Source organism: Streptomyces sp. NPDC002730 (assembly GCF_042888805.1).
Classification (GTDB): domain Bacteria; phylum Actinomycetota; class Actinomycetes; order Streptomycetales; family Streptomycetaceae; genus Streptomyces.
In genome coordinates this window covers 456,772-473,430 of the sequence record NZ_JBIAQG010000001.1, presented here as the reverse complement: position 1 = coordinate 473,430, position 16,659 = coordinate 456,772, and the positions used below count along the sequence as shown (strand labels likewise).

The window sequence follows — 16,659 nt, the reverse complement described above, 5'->3', positions numbered from 1 at the left end:
GCTCACCATTGGGGACGGGTCGAAAGGCCGTGTCGGTAGTCCCTAAACTCAGCTTGTTTCAAGGAGGGAGCCATCGTGCGCAAGGTGCTCATCGCCAACCGTGGCGAAATCGCTGTCCGCGTTGCCCGCGCCTGCCGGGACGCCGGGATCGCGAGCGTAGCCGTCTACGCCGATCCGGACCGGGACGCTCTGCATGTCCGCGCGGCCGACGAAGCATTCGCCCTGGGCGGTGACACCCCGGCCGCCAGTTATCTGGACATGGCCAAGGTGCTGCAGGCCGCGAAGGATGCGGAGGCGGACGCCATCCACCCCGGGTACGGCTTCCTCTCGGAGAATGCCGAGTTCGCCCAGGCCGTGCTGGATGCGGGTCTGACCTGGATCGGGCCGCCGCCGCAGGCGATCCGTGATCTGGGTGACAAGGTCGCTGCCCGGCACATCGCCCAGCGTGCCGGTGCGCCGCTGGTCGCCGGTACGCCCGACCCGGTGAGCGGTGCCGACGAGGTCGTCGCGTTCGCCGAGGAGCACGGGCTGCCGATCGCGATCAAGGCCGCGTTCGGCGGCGGCGGCCGTGGTCTGAAGGTCGCCCGCACTCTGGAAGAGGTTCCGGAGCTGTACGACTCGGCGGTGCGTGAGGCTGTTGCCGCGTTCGGCCGCGGCGAGTGCTTCGTCGAGCGGTACCTGGACAAGCCGCGGCATGTGGAGACCCAGTGCCTGGCCGACAGCCACGGCAATGTCGTCGTCGTCTCCACGCGTGACTGCTCGCTGCAGCGCCGCCACCAGAAGCTGGTGGAGGAGGCCCCGGCGCCGTTCCTGACCAAGGAGCAGAACGCGGAGCTGTACGCCGCGTCCAAGGCCATCCTCAAGGAGGCCGGTTACGTCGGCGCCGGTACCGTCGAGTTCCTCGTCGGCACCGATGGCACCATCTCCTTCCTCGAGGTCAACACGCGTCTGCAGGTGGAACACCCGGTCACCGAAGAGGTCACCGGTATCGACCTGGTCCGCGAGATGTTCCGCATCGCCGACGGCGAGGAGCTCGGCTACGGCGACCCGGCCGTGCGCGGCCACTCCTTCGAGTTCCGCATCAATGGCGAGGACCCGGGCCGCGGCTTCCTCCCCGCCCCGGGTACGGTCACGACGTTCGCGCCGCCGACCGGCCCCGGTGTCCGTCTGGACGCGGGTGTCGAGTCCGGCAGCGTCATCGGCCCGGCCTGGGACTCCCTGCTGGCCAAGCTCATCATCACCGGCGCCACCCGCCAACAGGCACTGCAGCGCGCCGCGCGTGCCCTGGAGGAGTTCACCGTCGAGGGGATGGCCACCGCCATCCCGTTCCACCGCGCGGTCGTCACCGACCCGGCCTTCACCGCCGACCCGTTCACGGTCCACACCCGCTGGATCGAGACCGAATTCGCGAATGACATCAAGCCCTTCGCCGTGCCTTCGGACGCGGACGAGGACGAGGCCGGTCGCGAGACGATCGTCGTCGAGGTCGGCGGCAAGCGTCTCGAGGTCTCGCTGCCGTCCTCGCTGGGCATGACGCTGGCCAGGACCGGTCTGGCCGCGGGCGCCAAGCCCAAGCGGCGCGCCGCGAAGAAGTCGGGCCCGGCGGCCTCCGGCGACACTCTCTCCTCCCCGATGCAGGGCACGATCGTCAAGGTCGCGGTCGAGGAGGGCCAGGAGGTCACGGAGGGCGACCTCGTCGTCGTACTCGAGGCGATGAAGATGGAGCAGCCGCTGAACGCGCACCGCTCCGGCACCATCAAGGGCCTCTCGGCCGAGGTCGGCGCCTCGCTGACCTCCGGCGCGACGATCTGCGAGATCAAGGACTGACGTCCTGCCGTATGTGTACGTGTGGGGCCTGCCCAAGTGTCAACGGGCAGGCCCCACACGTGTGTTCAGGTGCTGTCGGCGGCTGTCCGCGACACCAGGAGCAGGACGAACGCGACCGCCATGAAGGCCGCGGCCGCCAGCAGGCCCGCGGAGAAGCCCTCCACCATCGCGTCCGGCCCTGAGCCGCCCGCGCCGCGTGCCGCGCTTCCGTACACCGTGACCAGCGCGGAGAGACCGAGCGCGCCGCCGACCTGCTGCATGGTCTGCATCAGACCGGAGGCAGCGCCCGCCTGGTCGGGACGGATGCCGGTGAGGATGAGGACGCTGAGCGGCATGAAGACCAGGCCGACGCCGAAGCCGTTGACCACGAGCGGAACGAAGAGCGTCGTCCAGTAGCCGCCGCCGGTGGAGAGCGTGGACTGCCACAGCACACCGGCGACCGCGAGGGCGAGCCCGGTCCCTGCGACCTTCTTCAGGCCGTGGCGGGCGAGCAGCTTTCCGGCGGACGTGGACGCGGCGAAGATGCCCACAGCGAGCGGCAGGAAGGCGAGCCCGGCGCGCAGCGGACTGTAGTGGCGGACGAACTGGAAGTACTGGGTGTCGAAGTAGAAGACACCGAACATGGCGGCGGGCACCAGCAGCATGGCGGCGTAGGCGATGACCCGGTTGCGTACGGCGAAGAGCTCGAGGGGCACGACGGGCTGCCGCACCTGACGCTCCACGAGCAGGAAGGCCGGCAGCAGTACGGCGGCGGTGACGAACGCCCAGCCGACCTGGGCGTCGCGCCAGCCGTGGTCGGCGGCGCGGATGAAGGCGTAGACGAGGGCGGTCACACCGGCGGTGCCGGAGAGCGCGCCGGGGAAGTCGAAGCGGGCGCGGTGGCGTTCGGTCTCGGCGATACCGAGCGGGATGAGCGCGGCGACGGTGAGGCCGACGGGCACGTTGATGAAGAGGGTCCAGCGCCAGGAGCCGGCCTCGGTGAGGATGCCGCCGAGGATCATGCCGATCGCGGAGCCGGCGGCGGCCATTCCGGTGAACAGGCTGAGCGCGCGCTCGCGTTCCCGCCCTTCGCCGAAGGTGGTGGCGACCAGGGCGAGCGTGGAGGGCGCGGTGAGCGCGGCGGCGGCGCCCTGCGCGGCACGGGCGAAGAGCAGCCAGCCACCGCTGTCGACGAGGCCGCCGAGGAGCGAGGCGGCGGTGAAGGCGAGTACGCCGACGGTGAGGGCGCGGCGGCGGCCGATGAGGTCGCCGATCCGGCCGCCGATGAGGAGCAGTCCGCCGAAGGCGAGGGTGTAGGCGTTGAGCACCCAGGACAGTCCGGCGGAGCTGAAGCCGAGTTCTCCGCCGATGTCGGGCAGGGCGATGTTCACGACGGTCGCGTCGAGCATCAGCATCATCTGGCAGCTGAGGATGAGCGTGAGGGCGAGGGCGGGCCGATGACGGCCGGGGTGGGGGCCTGCGTCGGGACGTGTGCTGGGGCTGGCGCTTGCATTGCTGGTGCTGGGCCCGGCTTTGGACATGGCGGCAGTGCCTCCAGGGGACGACAATATACGGAGGTATCCTCCGCTTAAGATACGGAGGGCACCTCCGATTTCGCAATGGCATCCTGGACATCGGGGCGGACTCAGGGAGGACGGCGCGATGGCGACAAGTACGGCGGGCACGGCTGGTGCGACTGGCACGCCTGGTACGACTGGCACGGCGACGGGCTCACCGCGACCGATGCGAGCCGACGCGCGCCGCAACTACGAACGACTGCTGGCCGAAGCCCGTACCGCCTTTGCGGAGCACGGCACCGACGCCTCCCTCGAGGAGATCGCACGCCGCTCGGGCGTGGGTATCGGCACGCTGTACCGGCACTTCCCCAACCGCCACGCGATGATGAGCGCGGTCTTCCAGGAGGCGCTGGCGTCGCTGCTGCAGCGCTCACGCGAACTGGCTTCGGCCGAACAGCCGTGCGGAGCACTGGTGGAGTGGCTGCGCGCCATCATCACTCATGCGGGTGAGTACCGCGGTCTGGCGCGGGCGCTGATGTCGGCCTCGCACGACCAGAGTTCGGCGCTGTCGGAGTGCAGCGTGCCGATGCGCGACGCGGGGGAACGGCTGCTGGTGCGGGCGCAGCAGGGCGGTGCGGTGCGGGCGGACGTATCGATCGGCGACCTGATGCAGCTGACGAACGCGATCGCCCTGGCGGCGGAACAGGATCCGGACGACCCGGAGTTGGCGGACCGGCTGCTGATGCTGACGCTGCGGGGCCTGAAGCCGGACACGACCTGAGCGGGGGCCGCAGTGGGGGGCCGCCGCGCGGGGGGCCTCTCCCCTACCCGTCCTTCCCGAATCCGGGGCAAGCCCTGGCCCCAGGGCGCCGACTGCGCGGCGTGATGGGCCCCGCATCCTGCGGAGCCGAGTGATCGGGGGGAAGAACCGCGGGGCGCGCGGGCAACCCGCACCGGCCCCCCGCCCGCACCCCGCAAAGCCCCTCAGCGGCGGCGGAGGTCCGCCACCCTTGCTGCCCGTTCGCCCGGCGGCTCCGCCGGCAGCGCCGCGCTGCGCAACTGCGGCCCCGGCCCGCCACGCGTACGCCGCTGGCCCGGAAGCGGGACGTCCCGGCGAGGCTGCCGCCCCGTCGGGACGCCGTCACCGCCGGAGCCGGCTCCCGCGCCGGCCACCGCGATCTGGACCCCCTGGTCCGCCAGCGCCTGCAGCTCGGTCGCCGCGCGGTCGTCATGCGTCGGCGGCTCGTCGGTGACCAGCCGCGTGATCACATCCGTCGGCACCGTCTGGAACATCGTGTCGGTGCCGAGTTTGGTGTGGTCCGCGAGGACCACCACCTCCGCCGCGGCCTGCACCAGTGCCCGGTCGACGCTCGCCGACAGCATGTTGGACGTGGAGAGCCCCCGCTCGGCGGTGAGACCGCTGCCGGAGAGGAAGGCCCGGGAGACCCGCAGCCCCTGCAGGGACTGCTCCGCCCCGCTGCCCACCAGCGCGTAGTTCGAGCCGCGCAGCGTTCCGCCGGTCATGACGACTTCGACCCGGTTGGCATGCGCCAGCGCCTGGGCGACCAGCAGGGAATTCGTGACAACGGTCAGTCCGGGGACGCGCGCGAGCCGGCGGGCCAGCTCCTGCGTCGTCGTCCCCGCGCCGACCACAACCGCCTCGCCCTCTTCGACGAGGCCCGCGGCAAGATCGGCGATGGCCGTCTTCTCCGCGGTCGCGGACAGGGATTTCTGCGGAAAGCCGGACTCCCGCGTGAGGCCACCCGGCAGTACCGCACCGCCGTGCCGGCGGTCGAGGAGTCCTTCTGCCTCCAGTGCCCGCACGTCCCGCCGTACGGTCACTTCGGAGGTCTGGACAACACGGGCGAGCTCACGGAGCGACACGGCCCCGTTGGCGCGCACCATTTCGAGGATCAATTGGCGACGTTCTGCAGCGAACACGAAACTGACAGTAACCTGACCGGCCGATAGTTTTCAGCACTATGCGCCGAATAATAGAAGTTGCGCACACACGTGGCCGCCAAGTGGTATTGGCGGCCACGAAGTTGATCGGTCGGTGCGTGGAGTGCCCGGGGCTCTTGGGATTTACGCCCGGATCGCGCCTCTTTACGCCCGCATCACGCCTCGCCGGTCACCTTGCGGGTGTGCAACTGCCGCGCCACCTCGGCGATCGACCCCGACAGAGACGGGTACACAGTGAAAGCGTTTGCGATCTGTTCCACCGTCAGATTGTTGTCGACCGCGATCGAGATGGGATGGATCAGCTCGCTCGCGCGCGGTGAGACGACCACACCGCCGACCACGATTCCGGTACCCGGACGGCAGAAGATCTTGACGAAGCCGTCCCGGATGCCCTGCATCTTCGCGCGCGGGTTGCGCAGCAGCGGCAGCTTGACCACCCGGGCGTCGATCTTGCCGGCGTCCACGTCGGCCTGGCTGTAGCCGACCGTCGCGATCTCCGGGTCGGTGAAGACGTTCGACGAGACGGTCTTCAGGTTCAGCGGCTGCACCGCGTCGCCCAGGAAGTGGTACATCGCGATGCGGCCCTGCATGGCCGCGACCGAGGCGAGCGCGAAGACGCCGGTGACGTCTCCGGCCGCGTACACGCCGGGAGCGCTGGTGCGGGAGACCTTGTCGGTCCAGATGTGGCCCGAGTCCTTGAGCCGTACGCCGGCCTCCTCCAGGCCCATGCCCGCGGAGTTCGGGATCGCGCCGACCGCCATCAGACAGTGCGTACCGGAGATGACGCGGCCGTCGGAGAGGGTGACCTCGACGCGGTCGCCGACGCGCTTGGCGGCCTCGGCGCGGGAGCGGGCCATGACGTTCATGCCGCGTCGGCGGAAGACGTCCTCGAGGACGGCGGCGGCGTCCGGGTCCTCGCCCGGCAGCACGCGGTCGCGGGAGGAGACGAGGGTGACCCGGGAGCCGAGCGCCTGGTACGCGCCGGCGAACTCGGCACCGGTGACGCCGGAGCCGACCACGATGAGCTCCTCGGGGAGCTCGTCCAGGTCGTACACCTGCGTCCAGTTGAGAATGCGCTCCCCGTCGGGGAGGGCGTCCGGGATCTCGCGCGGGTGGCCGCCGGTCGCGATCAGTACGGCGTCGGCGGTCAGCGTCTCCTCGCTGCCGTCCGCGGCGCGCACGATCACCTGGCGGGAGCCGTCCACGGCCTGGCGCCCGGAGAGCCGGCCGCGGCCGCGCAGCACGCGCGCGCCGGCCCGGGTGACGGAGGCGGTGATGTCGTGGGACTGGGCGAGGGCGAGCCGCTTCACCCGTCGGTTGACCTTGCCGAGGTCGACGCCGACGACCCGGGCGGCCTGCTCGATGTGCGGTGTGTCGTCGGCCACGATGATGCCCAGCTCCTCGTAGGAGGAGTCGAAGGTCGTCATCACCTCGGCCGTCGCGATCAGAGTCTTCGACGGTACGCAGTCGGTCAGCACCGACGCTCCGCCCAGACCGTCGCAGTCGACGACGGTCACCTCCGCGCCGAGCTGGGCGCCCACCAGGGCAGCCTCATAACCGCCGGGTCCGCCACCGATGATCACGATCCGGGTCACGAAAAAGTCCGCCTCGCATTGTCAATCCCGGCCCGCCTGCCCGCCCGACCGGGGGTCCCGGGGGTGCCCCGGGGGAATGCAGTACGTACCCCATTGTCCCGCACGGTTCAAGTGGCTTCGCCCCCGGGTCTCCGTACGGCCGCAACCGTGTGCGGTTCCGCCGCATGAGCAGCCTCTCCGCCCCCTCCCGTACCCTCGATCCCATGTCGCTCTACGCCGCGTACGCCGGCAACCTCGACGCGCGGCTGATGTCCCGCCGCGCACCGCACTCCCCGCTGCGCGGGACCGGCTGGCTCAACGGCCACCGGCTGACCTTCGGCGGCGAGCAGATGGGCTGGGAGGGCGCGCTGGCCACGATCGTGGAGGCGCCGCGCTCGCAGGTCTTCGTCGCGCTGTACGACATCGCGCCCATGGACGAGGACTCCATGGACCGCTGGGAGGGTGTCGGGCTCGACATCTACCGGCGGATGCGGGTCCGTGTCGACACGCTGGACGGCGAGGAGCCGGCCTGGGTGTACGTGCTGAACGGGTACGAGGGCGGGCTGCCGTCGGCGCGGTATCTGGGGGAGCTGGCGGACGCGGCGGATTCGGCGGGCGCGCCGCACGACTATGTGATGGAGCTGCGCAAGCGACCCTGCTAGCGCGTGGGCAATGGTTCGCACGTTCATTTGTCGGAAACGACAAGACAACGATCCGAAGACCGTGAGCTGCATCATCTACGCGCGTAGGGAATGACCGGCTACCCTCGTCGGCGTGAACGCATCTGTGAATCCGGACCTCAACGGCGCTACCGCCGACCCCCATGCCGCAGCCGACGCAGCAGCCGCGCGGCTGCGCGAGCTGACCGGCGCCGAGACGCACGACGTAGCCCTGGTGATGGGCTCCGGCTGGGCGCCGGCCGTTGACGCCCTCGGCGCGCCCGAGGCCGAATTCCCGGTCACCGAACTGCCCGGCTTCCCGCCGCCGGCGGTCGAGGGCCACGGCGGCAAGATCCGTTCGTACAGGATCGGCGAGAAGCGGGCGCTGGTCTTCCTCGGCCGGACCCACTACTACGAGGGCCGCGGGGTCGCGGCGGTGGCGCACGGAGTGCGTACGGCGGTGGCAGCGGGCTGCAAGACGGTCATCCTGACGAACGGCTGCGGCGGCCTGCGCGAGGGCATGCGCCCCGGCCAGCCGGTGCTGATCAGCGACCACATCAACCTGACGGCGACGTCGCCGATCATCGGCGCGAACTTCGTGGACCTGACGGACCTGTACTCGCCGCGGCTGCGGGCGCTGTGCAAGGAGGTCGACGCCTCCCTGGAGGAGGGCGTCTACGTCCAGTTCCCCGGCCCGCACTACGAGACGCCGGCGGAGATCAACATGGTCCGCGTGCTCGGCGGTGACCTGGTCGGCATGTCGACGGTCCTCGAGGCGATCGCGGCGCGCGAGGCGGGCGCGGAGGTGCTCGGCATCTCGCTGGTCACGAACCTGGCGGCGGGCCTGTCAGGCGAGCCGCTGAACCACGAGGAAGTACTCCAGGCGGGCCGGGACTCGGCGGCGCGGATGGGCGAGCTGCTGACCCGGGTGCTCGACCGCATCTGAGCGGAGAGGGGCTTGTCCCGCCCACCCGCCTGATGTGCGGGTGGGCGGGACACTCCCACGCCCCCGGACGCCGCGGCGACTTCGCGCGGCGTGTCGGCGGGGGCTGCTTCACGCGACAAGGCGGGGACCGTGGCCAGCGGGCCGGACAACGACCACGGCATCGGCGGGGCGGCGGCTTACGGGCCGCAGGGCAGGGTTCTCCGGAACCCATGTCCCCCGAACCGGCCGGCCCGCCCGGGCGCGCCGGATGCTCCCGTGCTCCCGCATGGGGGAACCGTGCCGCTTCGGTGCCGTGGATCGCGGGTACAGGACAGCCCCACGGCGCTGCGGCGCCGCAGGGGACGGGGGCGGCCCCCCGAAATAATGGGGGCGACGGATTACACACGAGAGGCGGACCAACCGTGCAGCAGGACCTCATCGCGCGGGCCAGCGCGTGGCTGGCGGAGGACCCGGACAGTGAGACCCGGGACGAGCTCAGGAAGCTCATCGAGGCCCAGGACCTCGACGAGCTCGCCGTGCGGTTCAGCGGGACGCTGCAGTTCGGGACGGCCGGGCTGCGTGGGGAGCTCGGAGCCGGGCCCATGCGGATGAACCGGGCCGTCGTCATCCGGGCCGCCGCCGGGCTCGCCTCGTATCTCAGGGCGAAGGGGCAGGGTGACGGGCTCGTCGTCATCGGATACGACGCCCGCTACAAGTCCGCCGACTTCGCGCGCGACACCGCCGCCGTCATGGTCGGCGCCGGGCTCCGCGCCGCCGTGCTGCCGCGCCCGCTGCCGACGCCCGTACTCGCCTTCGCCATAAGGCAGTTGGGCGCCGTCGCCGGCGTCGAGGTCACCGCCAGCCACAACCCGCCGCGCGACAACGGCTACAAGGTCTACCTCGGCGACGGCTCCCAGATCGTGCCGCCCGCCGACGCGGAGATCGCCTCGGAGATCGCGGCCGTGGCGAGTCTCGACGATGTGCCTCGCGCCGAGAGCGGCTGGGACACCCTCGGCGACGAGGTCCTGGACGCCTATCTGGCGCGTACGGACGCCATCTTCACCGCCGGCTCCCCCCGCACCGCCCGCGTCGTCTACACGGCCATGCACGGCGTCGGCAAGGACGTACTGACCGCCGCCTTCGACCGCGCGGGCTTCCCCGCGCCCACCCTCGTACAGGAGCAGGCCGAGCCCGACCCGGCCTTCCCGACCGTCGCGTTCCCCAATCCGGAGGAGCCGGGGGCGATGGATCTCGCCTTCGAGACCGCGCGCCGGGACCGGCCGGACATCGTTATCGCCAACGACCCCGACGCGGACCGGTGCGCCGTGGCCGTTCCCGACGACGCCGCGCCCGGCGGCTGGCGCATGCTCCGCGGCGACGAGGTCGGCGCGCTGCTCGGCGCGCACCTCGTCCACAAGGGAGTGTCTCCGCGGGACAGGAACAGCGCCTTCGCCGAGTCGATCGTGTCCTCGTCCCTGCTGGGACGGATCGCGGAGGCCGCGGGGCTGCCGTACGAGGAGACGCTGACCGGCTTCAAGTGGATCGCCCGCGTGGACGGTCTGCGGTACGGCTACGAGGAGGCGCTCGGCTACTGCGTCGACCCCGAAGGCGTACGCGACAAGGACGGCATCACCGCCGCGCTGCTCGTCGCCGAGCTGGCCTCGGAGCTGAAGGAGCAGGGCCGTACGCTCACTGATCTGCTCGACGACCTCGCCGTCGAGCACGGTCTGCACGCCACCGACCAGCTGTCGGTGCGGGTCGAGGACCTGAGCATCATCGCGAACGCGATGCGGGCGCTGCGCGAGCAGCCGCCGGCCGTGCTCGCCGGGCTGCAGGTCGTCACCGCCGAGGACCTGAACCGCGGTACGGACAAGCTGCCGCCCACGGACGGGCTGCGCTACTACCTCGACGGCGAGTTCACGGCCCGCGTCATCGTCCGCCCGAGCGGCACCGAGCCCAAGCTCAAGTGCTACCTGGAGGTCGTGGTGCCGGTCGCGGACGCGTCGGAGCTTGTCACCGCGCGGGAGCGGGCCGCGGAGGTCCTCGCCGGGATCAAGCGGGATCTCGCCGCGGCCGCGGGGATCTGACCGTCGGCCGGCTGCCCCTACGACCGTCGGCACGCCGGCCCTCGACCGTCCGCACGGGTGAATCTCGTACGGAGTTGAGGCAGTGGCACCCGCTCCCTGGGACCCTCCGGGAAAGGGTGACCCGGTAGCGCATACCGAGTTCCAGGAGCTGCCGCTGTGTCCCCCGCCGCGACCGTTCGGCCCACCGTCCCCGCCTCCCGCCGGCCACCGGCCCCGGGAGGCGGTGACGCGACCGGCGTACGGGACCGGCTGCGGCGCGCGCTGCGGCGGGCCGCGCCCGCGCTGCTCGGCTATCTCGCGGTGCGGCTGTGCGGTCTTCTGGTCCTCGCCAGGTGGGTGCATCTCAAGCACCACGGTGTCTGGCCGACGCTCGCCACGTCCTGGGACTCCGGCTGGTACCTGGGCATCGCCGACCATGGGTACGCCGACGCCCTCGGCACCCAGTTCAACGCCAACAACCTGGCCTTCTTCCCGCTCTATCCGGTCCTGATCAAAGCCGTCGCCGGTGTCACACCCGGCTCGCGCGCCACCGTCGCGCTCGTCCTCGCGATCGCGTTCTCGTTCGTCGCAGCGTGGGGCATCTTCGCGGTGGGCGACCGGCTGTACGGGCGGCGGACGGGCACCGTGCTCACCGTGCTGTGGGGTGTGCTGCCCGTAGCGATCGTCCAGTGGATGGGCTACACGGAGTCGATGTTCACGGCGCTCGCGGCCTGGGCGCTGTACGCGGTGCTCACCGGGCGCTGGCTCTGGGCGGCTTCGCTCGCCTCGCTCGCCGGGCTGACCCGGCCGACGGGCATCGCGGTCGCGGCGGCCGTGTCGGTGGCCGCGCTGCTTCCGTCCTGCCGCGGGAACCGGCGGGCGCTCGTGGGAGCGCTGGTCGCGCCGCTGGGGTGGCTGGCGTATGTCGCATGGGTGGGGTTCCGCGTGGGGCGGCCCGACGGCTACTTCGCCGTACAGAAGCTGTGGCGCAACGAGTGGGACGGCGGCGCGACAACGCTGCTGCGGCTGCGGCAGTACCTGGTGTACATGACGCGTCCTCAGCTGTTCCTGGTGATCGTGTCGTTGATGCTGATCGTGTCGGTCGGGCTGTATCTGCTCTGTCTGGCCGACCGGCAGCCGCCGGCGCTGCTCGTCTTCACGGGGGTGCTGCTGCTGGTCGTCCTGGGCAGCGGCGGGGTCTACTTCCCGCGCACCCGCTTTCTGCTGCCGGGCTTCCCGCTGCTGCTGCCGATCGCGCTGGCGCTGGCCAGGACACGGCGGACAGCGGTGGCCGCGGTGGTGCTGGGCACGTCGACGCTGTCGTCGGCGTGGCTGGGGGCGTACATGCTGCTGGTGTGGAAGGGCCCGCCCTGATCGTCGCGGTCACCCGTGCGTCAGTGCCTCGGAGGCGCTGCGCGGCCCCGGGTGGCACCTTGGGTCCCAGGGCCCAGGGCCCAGGGCTCAAAGGCCCCTCAGGTGCTCAGGGCGCTCAGAGGCTCGGGGGCCGCAGGGGGCTCAGAAGCTCAGGGGCCTCAGCCGATGGCCAGCAGCACCGCGAGCAGCACGGCCCCGGCCACGGCCGGCGCCACCACCTCGTACGCCCAGCGGACCTGCGGCTCGCCCTGCGCACCCGGCCGCGACGCATTGCGCTCGGCCAGCTCGCGCAGATCCGCGACCGTCCGGTCGGCGGGAGCCAGCCGCGCCTGGGAGTCGTTGACGTCGGCCGACACGGAGGTCCGGCCGTGCGGATCGTCGTGGGCGTTCTGCATCTGCCGGCGCGAGACCCGCTTGCGCTGGCGCAGCGAGACGGGGATGGCCCAGAGCTGGTACTTCGTACCCTCCTGCGTGAAGATCTCGCTGGAGTACCCGGCGCGCACATCGGCGACGGCCGCCCACGGCAGGGTGATCGTCCGGAACGGATTCCTGATACGCACCCGGTCCTCGTTGACGAAGACCGCGGGCCGCAGCGTGAACGCGACGATGAGCGGCACCGCCAGCAGCGCACCGGCGAGCGCGAGCCACGGCGTCCGGCCTTCGCCGCGGATGAGCGCGTCCACGGCGATCCAGGCGATGAGCGCGAGCAGCAACACCCCGCCCCCCATACCGGCGGGCGACCGGAAGACCCGGTCGGCGTACGTGGGCTCGGCGGGCTGCTGCGGGCTACTCATGCCTCCGATTCTGCCGTACGCCTGCGGCGGCACTTCCCGTACGGGTCGTGCCACACTTCCCGTACTGGTCGTGCCCGCCGCGAAGCCACCACCGAGCGGCCGCTGACCTGGCCCCCTGTACAGGTCGCTACGCGCGTAGATATGCTCATCTGGTGACCATGCCCAGCACCCCACCCGCATTCGCTGACGTGACCGCGTCCGACAGCACACTGCGCCGCTACCTCCACGGCCTGCCCGGCGTCGACGCCGTCGGCCTGGAGGCCCGCGCCGCAGGGCTCGGCACGCGTTCGATCAAGGCCACGGCCAAGGCGTTCGCCATTGACCTGGCCATCTCGATGATCGACCTGACGACGCTCGAGGGTGCGGACACCCCGGGCAAGGTCCGGTCGCTCGCCGCCAAGGCCGTCCATCCCGATCCCACCGACCGTACGACCCCGACGACCGCCGCGGTCTGCGTCTATCCCGATATGGCAGCCATCGCCAAGGAGGCCCTGCGGGGCTCCGGCGTCAAGGTCGCCTCCGTCGCCACCGCCTTCCCGGCCGGCCGCGCCGCGCTCGACGTGAAGCTCGCGGACACCCGTGACGCCGTCGCCGCCGGAGCCGACGAGATCGACATGGTGATCGACCGGGGAGCCTTCCTCTCCGGCCGTTACCTGAAGGTCTACGAGGAGATCCTCGCCGTGAAGGAGGCCGCGGGCGCCGCCCGGCTGAAGGTCATCTTCGAGACCGGCGAGCTCTCCACGTACGACAACATCCGCCGCGCCTCCTGGCTCGGCATGATCGCCGGCGCGGACTTCATCAAGACCTCGACCGGCAAGGTGGCGGTGAACGCCACCCCGGCGAACACCCTGCTGATGCTGGAGGCCGTGCGCGACTTCCGGGAGCAGACTGGAGTGCAGGTCGGCGTGAAGCCTGCGGGCGGCATCCGTACCAGCAAGGACGCGATCAAGTTCCTGGTGCTGGTCAACGAGACCGCCGGTGCGGACTGGCTGGACAACCACTGGTTCCGCTTCGGCGCCTCGAGCCTGCTCAACGACCTGCTGATGCAGCGTCAGAAGCTGGCCACCGGCCGCTACTCCGGCCCCGACTACGTGACGGTGGACTGAGACCCCATGACCATGGACAAGCAGATTTTTGAGTACGCGCCCGCGCCCGAGTCGCGGTCGATCGTCGACATCGCACCGTCGTACGGCCTCTTCATCGACGGCGAGTTCACCGACGCCGCGGACGGCAAGGTCTTCAAGACCGTCTCGCCGAGCACCGAGGAGGTGCTTGCCGAGGTCGCCCAGGCCGGCGCCGAGGACGTGGACCGCGCCGTGAAGGCGGCCCGCAAGGCGTTCGAGAAGTGGTCGGCGCTGCCCGGCTCGGAGCGGTCCAAGTACCTGTTCCGTATCGCGCGGATCATCCAGGAGCGCTCGCGCGAGCTGGCCGTCCTGGAGACGCTCGACAACGGCAAGCCGATCAAGGAGACCCGCGACGCGGACCTGCCGCTGGTCGCCGCGCACTTCTTCTACTACGCGGGCTGGGCCGACAAGCTCGGCCACGCCGGCTACGGCGCGAACCCGCAGCCACTCGGCGTCGCGGGCCAGGTCATCCCCTGGAACTTCCCGCTCCTCATGCTCGCGTGGAAGATCGCCCCGGCGCTCGCGGCGGGCAACACGGTCGTCCTGAAGCCCGCCGAGACGACCCCTCTCTCCGCCCTCTTCTTCGCGGACATCTGCCGCCAGGCGGGCCTGCCGAAGGGTGTCGTCAACATCCTGCCGGGTTACGGAGAGACGGGCGCCGCGCTCGTCGCGCACCCCGACGTCAACAAGGTCGCCTTCACCGGCTCGACCGCCGTCGGCAAGGCGATCGCCCGCCAGATCGCCGGCACCGACAAGAAGGTCACCCTGGAGCTGGGCGGCAAGGGCGCGAACATCGTCTTCGACGACGCCCCGATCGACCAGGCCGTCGAGGGCATCGTCGGCGGCATCTTCTTCAACCAGGGCCAGGTCTGCTGCGCGGGCTCACGCCTGCTGGTCCAGGAGTCGATCCAGGACGAGCTGCTCGACTCCCTCAAGCGCCGGCTGTCCACGCTGCGCCTCGGCGACCCGCTGGACAAGAACACCGACATCGGCGCGATCAACTCCGCGGAGCAGCTGGCCCGGATCACGGCGCTGACCGAGAAGGGCGAGGCGGAGGGCGCCGAGCGCTGGTCCGCGCCCTGCGAGCTGCCGAACTCCGGCTACTGGTTCGCTCCGACGCTCTTCACCGGCGTCACGCAGGCGCACACGATCGCCCGCGACGAGATCTTCGGCCCGGTGCTGTCCGTGCTGTCGTTCCGTACGCCGGACGAGGCGGTCGCCAAGGCCAACAACAGCCAGTACGGCCTGTCGGCCGGCATCTGGACGGAGAAGGGCTCCCGCATCCTGGCGGTGGCGAGCAAGCTCCGCGCGGGTGTGGTGTGGGCCAACACCTTCAACAAGTTCGACCCGACCTCGCCGTTCGGCGGTTACAAGGAGTCGGGCTTCGGCCGCGAGGGCGGCCGTCACGGTCTGGAGGCCTACCTCGATGTCTGACGGGCGACTGAGCGTCTTCAAGACCTACAAGCTGTACGTCGGGGGCAAGTTCCCCCGGAGCGAGAGCGGCCGGGTGTACGAGGTGACGGACTCCAAGGGCAAGTGGCTGGCCAACGCGCCTCTCTCGTCCCGCAAGGACGCGCGTGACGCGGTCGTCGCGGCCCGCAAGGCGTTCGGCGGCTGGTCGGGCGCGACCGCGTACAACCGGGGCCAGATCCTCTACCGCATCGCGGAGATGCTGGAGGGCCGGCGCGAGCAGTTCACCGCCGAGGTCGCTGCCGCCGAGGGCCTGTCCAAGTCCAAGGCCGCGGCCGTCGTCGACGCGGCGATCGACCGCTGGGTCTGGTACGCGGGCTGGACGGACAAGATCGGCCAGATCGTGGGCGGGGCGAACCCGGTCGCCGGCCCGTTCTTCAACCTCTCGACGCCGGAGCCGACGGGCGTCGTGACCATCGTCGCGCCGCAGGAGTCGTCCTTCCTGGGCCTGGTCTCGGTAGTCGCCCCGGTGATCGCGACGGGCAACACCGCGATCGTGGTGGCGAGCGAGAAGGCCCCGCTCCCCGCGCTCTCGCTCGGCGAGGTGCTGGCCACTTCGGACCTCCCGGGCGGCGTGGTCAACGTCCTCTCCGGCCGGACCGAGGAGATCGCGACCCCGCTCGCCGCACACCAGGACGTCAACGCGATCGACCTGACCGGGGCCGGTGAAGTCCTCGCGAAGGAGCTGGAGATCGCGGCGGCGGACAACCTCAAGCGCGTTCTCCGTCCACAGCCTGTGGATTTCTCGGCCGATCCGGGCACGCACCGGCTGACGGCCTTCCTGGAGACGAAGACGGTCTGGCACCCGACGGGCTCGCTCGGCGCGTCCGGTTCGGCGTACTGACCCGACCCCTCCCATGGCCGAGCCCCCTGCCGTCCCGTCCGGCGGCAGGGGGCTCCTTCACGCCTGGCTTTCACGCCTCGGCTGCATGCGTTGGCTGCACGCGCTCGCTGCATACGCCGGCGGCCGGCCTCGACTCAGGACGGCAGCGCCCCCGTGGCGCGCTTCGCCACCGGCAGGTCCTTGAGCGCGGCGCCGTTCGCCAGCGGCCCGGTGACCGCTTCCGTGGCGACCGGGTTGAAGTCGGCGACCTGGGTGGACACGTTGTTGTCCAGCGGGTTGACGCCGGTCTTGGCCAGCGGGTTGAGCTGAAGGCTCTTGACCTGCCCGACTCCGGTCACCGAATTCGTGACCATGCCGGCCAGCGACCGGCCCTGCCCCTTGTCGACCGTGTCGTGCCCCGCGGGCGCCATCGGCGCCGCTTGAGCGGCACCGCCCGCACCGAGGACCGCGGCCACCGCCGCGACGGTCATACCTGCGCGAAGCAGGGCGATCCGCCGGGACTGGGGAGCTGTGTGACGTGCCATGGGTTTCGATTCCTTGCTGA

The 16,659-nt window shown here is 71.1% G+C and carries 14 protein-coding genes; 9 read left to right on the top strand and 5 right to left on the bottom strand.

Annotated elements, in window-relative coordinates:
• The first annotated feature begins 75 nt into the window (after nt 1-75).
• Complete coding sequence (locus ACFYXH_RS02320) at nt 76-1,827, top strand: acetyl/propionyl/methylcrotonyl-CoA carboxylase subunit alpha (RefSeq protein WP_389559872.1); 1,752 nt, start codon at nt 76-78, stop codon at nt 1,825-1,827.
• A 65-nt stretch (nt 1,828-1,892) separates the two neighbouring features.
• Here ACFYXH_RS02320 and ACFYXH_RS02315 read toward each other — a convergent pair whose 3' ends face one another.
• A complete protein-coding gene (locus tag ACFYXH_RS02315; RefSeq protein WP_389559870.1) occupies nt 1,893-3,347 on the bottom strand; it encodes an MFS transporter in 1,455 nt (484 codons plus the stop codon).
• 121 nt (nt 3,348-3,468) lie between these two features.
• On the opposite strand from ACFYXH_RS02315, the gene ACFYXH_RS02310 reads away from it, so the two are divergent.
• Nucleotides 3,469-4,104: a TetR/AcrR family transcriptional regulator gene (locus tag ACFYXH_RS02310; RefSeq protein ID WP_389559868.1), complete on the top strand. Its 636-nt coding sequence runs from the start codon at nt 3,469-3,471 to the stop codon at nt 4,102-4,104.
• A 203-nt stretch (nt 4,105-4,307) separates the two neighbouring features.
• On the opposite strand, the gene ACFYXH_RS02305 is transcribed toward ACFYXH_RS02310, so the two are convergent.
• Nucleotides 4,308-5,264, bottom strand: coding sequence for a DeoR/GlpR family DNA-binding transcription regulator (locus ACFYXH_RS02305; RefSeq protein ID WP_389559866.1), 957 nt, complete (start codon nt 5,262-5,264; stop codon nt 4,308-4,310).
• Between the two features lie 176 nt (nt 5,265-5,440).
• On the bottom strand, nt 5,441-6,880 hold the full coding sequence (locus ACFYXH_RS02300) for an NAD(P)H-quinone dehydrogenase (protein WP_389559864.1): 1,440 nt from the start codon (nt 6,878-6,880) through the stop codon (nt 5,441-5,443).
• 203 nt (nt 6,881-7,083) lie between these two features.
• Here ACFYXH_RS02300 and ACFYXH_RS02295 point away from each other — a divergent pair, with 203 nt between their 5' ends.
• The 4 genes from ACFYXH_RS02295 to ACFYXH_RS02280 all read left to right on the top strand — a co-directional run bounded on the left by ACFYXH_RS02295 (nt 7,084) and on the right by ACFYXH_RS02280 (nt 11,883).
• The gene (locus ACFYXH_RS02295) at nt 7,084-7,521 is read left to right on the top strand and encodes a gamma-glutamylcyclotransferase (protein ID WP_327325688.1); all 438 of its coding nucleotides are present in this window, start codon (nt 7,084-7,086) and stop codon (nt 7,519-7,521) included.
• Nucleotides 7,522-7,633: 112 nt separating this feature from the next.
• The gene (locus ACFYXH_RS02290; RefSeq protein WP_389559862.1) at nt 7,634-8,464 is read left to right on the top strand and encodes a purine-nucleoside phosphorylase; all 831 of its coding nucleotides are present in this window, start codon (nt 7,634-7,636) and stop codon (nt 8,462-8,464) included.
• Between the two features lie 401 nt (nt 8,465-8,865).
• The gene (locus ACFYXH_RS02285; RefSeq protein ID WP_389559860.1) at nt 8,866-10,530 is read left to right on the top strand and encodes a phospho-sugar mutase; all 1,665 of its coding nucleotides are present in this window, start codon (nt 8,866-8,868) and stop codon (nt 10,528-10,530) included.
• A gap of 156 nt (nt 10,531-10,686) precedes the next feature.
• On the top strand, nt 10,687-11,883 hold the full coding sequence (locus tag ACFYXH_RS02280; protein ID WP_389559858.1) for a hypothetical protein: 1,197 nt from the start codon (nt 10,687-10,689) through the stop codon (nt 11,881-11,883).
• Nucleotides 11,884-12,041: 158 nt separating this feature from the next.
• Here ACFYXH_RS02280 and ACFYXH_RS02275 read toward each other — a convergent pair whose 3' ends face one another.
• Nucleotides 12,042-12,677 carry a PH domain-containing protein gene (locus ACFYXH_RS02275; RefSeq protein WP_389559856.1) on the bottom strand — a complete coding sequence of 212 codons (636 nt, stop codon included), beginning with the start codon at nt 12,675-12,677 and terminating at the stop codon, nt 12,042-12,044.
• A gap of 158 nt (nt 12,678-12,835) precedes the next feature.
• Here ACFYXH_RS02275 and deoC point away from each other — a divergent pair, with 158 nt between their 5' ends.
• Genes deoC through ACFYXH_RS02260 form a run of 3 tightly spaced genes read left to right on the top strand, consistent with a single transcriptional unit; the run spans nt 12,836 to nt 16,115 of the window.
• The gene (deoC, locus tag ACFYXH_RS02270; protein ID WP_389560631.1) at nt 12,836-13,783 is read left to right on the top strand and encodes a deoxyribose-phosphate aldolase; all 948 of its coding nucleotides are present in this window, start codon (nt 12,836-12,838) and stop codon (nt 13,781-13,783) included.
• A 6-nt stretch (nt 13,784-13,789) separates the two neighbouring features.
• Complete coding sequence (locus tag ACFYXH_RS02265) at nt 13,790-15,235, top strand: aldehyde dehydrogenase family protein (protein ID WP_389559854.1); 1,446 nt, start codon at nt 13,790-13,792, stop codon at nt 15,233-15,235.
• On the top strand, nt 15,228-16,115 hold the full coding sequence (locus ACFYXH_RS02260; protein ID WP_362694111.1) for an aldehyde dehydrogenase family protein: 888 nt from the start codon (nt 15,228-15,230) through the stop codon (nt 16,113-16,115). The genes ACFYXH_RS02265 and ACFYXH_RS02260 overlap by 8 nt, the downstream gene beginning before the upstream one ends.
• Before the next feature lie 134 nt (nt 16,116-16,249).
• Here the strand turns inward: ACFYXH_RS02260 and ACFYXH_RS02255 are convergent, their stop codons facing one another.
• Nucleotides 16,250-16,639, bottom strand: a complete 390-nt coding sequence (locus ACFYXH_RS02255; protein ID WP_389559852.1) for a hypothetical protein — start codon at nt 16,637-16,639, stop codon at nt 16,250-16,252.
• Between the last annotated feature and the right edge of the window lie 20 nt (nt 16,640-16,659).